The sequence below is a fragment of the Streptococcus cristatus genome, assembly GCF_019685515.1.
Lineage (GTDB): Bacteria > Bacillota > Bacilli > Lactobacillales > Streptococcaceae > Streptococcus.
The window spans coordinates 1-5,120 of the sequence record NZ_JABFFN010000003.1; the positions used below are offsets into that span (position 1 = coordinate 1).

Annotated in this window: 1 tRNA gene and 3 rRNA genes; all 4 read left to right on the forward strand. The window is 49.5% G+C overall.

The annotated features are described in order from the left end of the window. Positions 1-230: 230 nt before the first annotated feature. The 4 genes from FOA33_RS09115 to rrf all read left to right on the forward strand — a co-directional run bounded on the left by FOA33_RS09115 (position 231) and on the right by rrf (position 5,119). Positions 231-1,779 (forward strand): 16S ribosomal RNA (locus tag FOA33_RS09115). A gap of 51 nt (positions 1,780-1,830) precedes the next feature. Beyond that, positions 1,831-1,903, forward strand: a tRNA-Ala gene (locus tag FOA33_RS09120). 122 nt (positions 1,904-2,025) lie between these two features. Further along, positions 2,026-4,927: ribosomal RNA gene (locus FOA33_RS09125) — 23S ribosomal RNA — on the forward strand. Positions 4,928-5,003: 76 nt separating this feature from the next. Next, positions 5,004-5,119 (forward strand): 5S ribosomal RNA (rrf, locus tag FOA33_RS09130). Together the 16S, 23S and 5S rRNA genes with 1 tRNA gene alongside form the textbook arrangement of a ribosomal RNA operon. Position 5,120 lies beyond the last annotated feature (1 nt).

The following is a 5,120-nucleotide window of genomic DNA, read 5'->3' on the forward strand; positions in this document are numbered from 1 at the left end:
GGTGTATTGCGGTTAAAAAAACTTGAAAAAAGTTTCAAAAAAGTGTTGACATAGGTTAGCAGCTGTGATATACTAATATAGTTGCCGCTTGAGAGAGATTGAGTGACAAAGACCTTTGAAAACTGAACAAGACGAACCAATGTGCAGGGCACTATAACTAAGGTTATAGTACTGAACAATGAAAAAAACAATAAATCTGTCAGTGACAGAAATGAGTGAGAACTCAAACTTTTAATGAGAGTTTGATCCTGGCTCAGGACGAACGCTGGCGGCGTGCCTAATACATGCAAGTAGAACGCTGAAGAGAGGAGCTTGCTCTTCTTGGATGAGTTGCGAACGGGTGAGTAACGCGTAGGTAACCTGCCTGGTAGCGGGGGATAACTATTGGAAACGATAGCTAATACCGCATAAAATGGATTATCGCATGATAATTCATTGAAAGGTGCAAATGCATCACTACCAGATGGACCTGCGTTGTATTAGCTAGTTGGTGGGGTAACGGCTCACCAAGGCGACGATACATAGCCGACCTGAGAGGGTGATCGGCCACACTGGGACTGAGACACGGCCCAGACTCCTACGGGAGGCAGCAGTAGGGAATCTTCGGCAATGGACGGAAGTCTGACCGAGCAACGCCGCGTGAGTGAAGAAGGTTTTCGGATCGTAAAGCTCTGTTGTAAGAGAAGAACGAGTGTGAGAGTGGAAAGTTCACACTGTGACGGTATCTTACCAGAAAGGGACGGCTAACTACGTGCCAGCAGCCGCGGTAATACGTAGGTCCCGAGCGTTGTCCGGATTTATTGGGCGTAAAGCGAGCGCAGGCGGTTAGATAAGTCTGAAGTTAAAGGCTGTGGCTTAACCATAGTACGCTTTGGAAACTGTTTAACTTGAGTGCAAGAGGGGAGAGTGGAATTCCATGTGTAGCGGTGAAATGCGTAGATATATGGAGGAACACCGGTGGCGAAAGCGGCTCTCTGGCTTGTAACTGACGCTGAGGCTCGAAAGCGTGGGGAGCAAACAGGATTAGATACCCTGGTAGTCCACGCCGTAAACGATGAGTGCTAGGTGTTAGACCCTTTCCGGGGTTTAGTGCCGCAGCTAACGCATTAAGCACTCCGCCTGGGGAGTACGACCGCAAGGTTGAAACTCAAAGGAATTGACGGGGGCCCGCACAAGCGGTGGAGCATGTGGTTTAATTCGAAGCAACGCGAAGAACCTTACCAGGTCTTGACATCCCTCTGACCGCTCTAGAGATAGAGTTTTCCTTCGGGACAGAGGTGACAGGTGGTGCATGGTTGTCGTCAGCTCGTGTCGTGAGATGTTGGGTTAAGTCCCGCAACGAGCGCAACCCCTATTGTTAGTTGCCATCATTTAGTTGGGCACTCTAGCGAGACTGCCGGTAATAAACCGGAGGAAGGTGGGGATGACGTCAAATCATCATGCCCCTTATGACCTGGGCTACACACGTGCTACAATGGCTGGTACAACGAGTCGCAAGCCGGTGACGGCAAGCTAATCTCTTAAAGCCAGTCTCAGTTCGGATTGTAGGCTGCAACTCGCCTACATGAAGTCGGAATCGCTAGTAATCGCGGATCAGCACGCCGCGGTGAATACGTTCCCGGGCCTTGTACACACCGCCCGTCACACCACGAGAGTTTGTAACACCCGAAGTCGGTGAGGTAACCTTTTAGGAGCCAGCCGCCTAAGGTGGGATAGATGATTGGGGTGAAGTCGTAACAAGGTAGCCGTATCGGAAGGTGCGGCTGGATCACCTCCTTTCTAAGGATAAGGAACTGCGCATTGGTCTTGTTTAGTCTTGAGAGGTCTTGTGGGGCCTTAGCTCAGCTGGGAGAGCGCCTGCTTTGCACGCAGGAGGTCAGCGGTTCGATCCCGCTAGGCTCCATTGGTGAGAGATCACCAAGTAATGCACATTGAAAATTGAATATCTATATCAAATAGTAACAAGAAAATAAACCGAAACGCTGTAGTATTAAAAGAGTTTATGACTGAAAGGTCAAAAAATAAGGTTAAGTTAATAAGGGCGCACGGTGGATGCCTTGGCACTAGGAGCCGAAGAAGGACGTGACAAACGACGATATGCCTTGGGTAGCTGTAAGTAAGCGATGATCCAGGGATTTCCGAATGGGGGAACCCAGCAGGTACTACCTGTTACCCATATCTGTTAAGGATGTGAGGAGGAAGACGCAGTGAACTGAAACATCTAAGTAGCTGCAGGAAGAGAAAGCAAAAGCGATTGCCTTAGTAGCGGCGAGCGAAACGGCAGGAGGGCAAACCGAAGAGTTTACTCTTCGGGGTTGTAGGACTGCAATGTGGACTCAAAGATTATAGAAGAATGATTTGGGAAGATCAGCCAAAGAGAGTAAGAGCCTCGTATTTAAAATAGTCTTTGTACCTAGCAGTATCCTGAGTACGGCGGGACACGAGAAATCCCGTCGGAATCTGGGAGGACCATCTCCCAACCCTAAATACTCCCTAGTGACCGATAGTGAACCAGTACCGTGAGGGAAAGGTGAAAAGCACCCCGGGAGGGGAGTGAAATAGAACCTGAAACCGTGTGCCTACAACAAGTTCGAGCCCGTTAATGGGTGAGAGCGTGCCTTTTGTAGAATGAACCGGCGAGTTACGATATGATGCGAGGTTAAGTTGAAGAGACGGAGCCGTAGGGAAACCGAGTCTGAATAGGGCGCATTAGTATCATGTCGTAGACCCGAAACCATGTGACCTACCCATGAGCAGGTTGAAGGTGCGGTAAGACGCACTGGAGGACCGAACCAGGGCACGTTGAAAAGTGCTTGGATGACTTGTGGGTAGCGGAGAAATTCCAAACGAACTTGGAGATAGCTGGTTCTCTCCGAAATAGCTTTAGGGCTAGCGTCGACATAAAGATTCTTGGAGGTAGAGCACTGTTTGGGTGAGGGGTCCATCCCGGATTACCAATCTCAGATAAACTCCGAATGCCAAAGAATTATGGTCGGCAGTCAGACTGCGAGTGCTAAGATCCGTAGTCGAAAGGGAAACAGCCCAGACCACCAGCTAAGGTCCCAAAATAATTGTTAAGTGGAAAAGGATGTGGGGTTGCACAGACAACTAGGATGTTAGCTTAGAAGCAGCTATTCATTCAAAGAGTGCGTAATAGCTCACTAGTCGAGTGACCCTGCGCCGAAAATGTACCGGGGCTAAAACAATTTACCGAAGCTGTGGATACCTTTATAGGTATGGTAGGAGAGCGTTCTATGTGTGGAGAAGGTGTACCGTGAGGAGCGCTGGAACGCATAGAAGTGAGAATGCCGGTATGAGTAGCGAAAGACAGGTGAGAATCCTGTCCACCGTAAGACTAAGGTTTCCAGGGGAAGGCTCGTCCGCCCTGGGTTAGTCGGGACCTAAGGAGAGACCGAAAGGTGTATCCGATGGACAACAGGTTGATATTCCTGTACTAGAGTATGTAGTGATGGAGGGACGCAGTAGGCTAACTAAAGCAGACGAATGGAAGTGTCTGTCTAAGCAGTGAGGTGTGAATTGAGTCAAATGCTTAATTCTATAACATTGAGCTGTGATGGGGAGCGAAGTTTAGTAGCGAAGTTAGTGACGTCACACTGCCAAGAAAAGCTTCTAGCGTTAAACATACTCTACCCGTACCGCAAACCGACACAGGTAGTCGAGGCGAGTAGCCTCAGGTGAGCGAGAGAACTCTCGTTAAGGAACTCGGCAAAATGACCCCGTAACTTCGGGAGAAGGGGTGCTGACTTTACGTCAGCCGCAGTGAATAGGCCCAAGCAACTGTTTATCAAAAACACAGCTCTCTGCTAAATCGTAAGATGATGTATAGGGGGTGACGCCTGCCCGGTGCTGGAAGGTTAAGAGGAGTGCTTAGAGGTAACTCGAAGGTATGAATTGAAGCCCCAGTAAACGGCGGCCGTAACTATAACGGTCCTAAGGTAGCGAAATTCCTTGTCGGGTAAGTTCCGACCCGCACGAAAGGCGTAATGATTTGGGCACTGTCTCAACGAGAGACTCGGTGAAATTTTAGTACCTGTGAAGATGCAGGTTACCCGCGACAGGACGGAAAGACCCCATGGAGCTTTACTGCAGTTTGATATTGAGTGTCTGTACCACATGTACAGGATAGGTAGGAGTCTAAGAGATCGGGACGCCAGTTTCGAAGGAGACGTTGTTGGGATACTACCCTTGTGTTATGGCCACTCTAACCCGGATAGGTGATCCCTATCGGAGACAGTGTCTGACGGGCAGTTTGACTGGGGCGGTCGCCTCCTAAAAGGTAACGGAGGCGCCCAAAGGTTCCCTCAGAATGGTTGGAAATCATTCGCAGAGTGTAAAGGTATAAGGGAGCTTGACTGCGAGAGCAACAACTCGAGCAGGGACGAAAGTCGGGCTTAGTGATCCGGTGGTTCCGTATGGAAGGGCCATCGCTCAACGGATAAAAGCTACCCTGGGGATAACAGGCTTATCTCCCCCAAGAGTTCACATCGACGGGGAGGTTTGGCACCTCGATGTCGGCTCGTCGCATCCTGGGGCTGTAGTCGGTCCCAAGGGTTGGGCTGTTCGCCCATTAAAGCGGCACGCGAGCTGGGTTCAGAACGTCGTGAGACAGTTCGGTCCCTATCCGTCGCGGGCGTAGGAAATTTGAGAGGATCTGCTCCTAGTACGAGAGGACCAGAGTGGACTTACCGCTGGTGTACCAGTTGTCTTGCCAAAGGCATCGCTGGGTAGCTATGTAGGGAAGGGATAAACGCTGAAAGCATCTAAGTGTGAAACCCACCTCAAGATGAGATTTCCCATGATTATATATCAGTAAGAGCCCTGAGAGATGATCAGGTAGATAGGTTAGAAGTGGAAGTGTGGCGACACATGTAGCGGACTAATACTAATAGCTCGAGGACTTATCCAAAGTAACTGAGGATACGAAGCGTGAGGTTTTCTAATTATTTGATAGATATTCAATTTTGAGTAGGTATTACTCAGAGTTAAGTGACGATAGCCTAGGAGATACACCTGTACCCATGCCGAACACAGCAGTTAAGCCCTAGAACGCCGGAAGTAGTTGGGGGTTGCCCCCTGTGAGATATGGAAGTCGCTTAGCT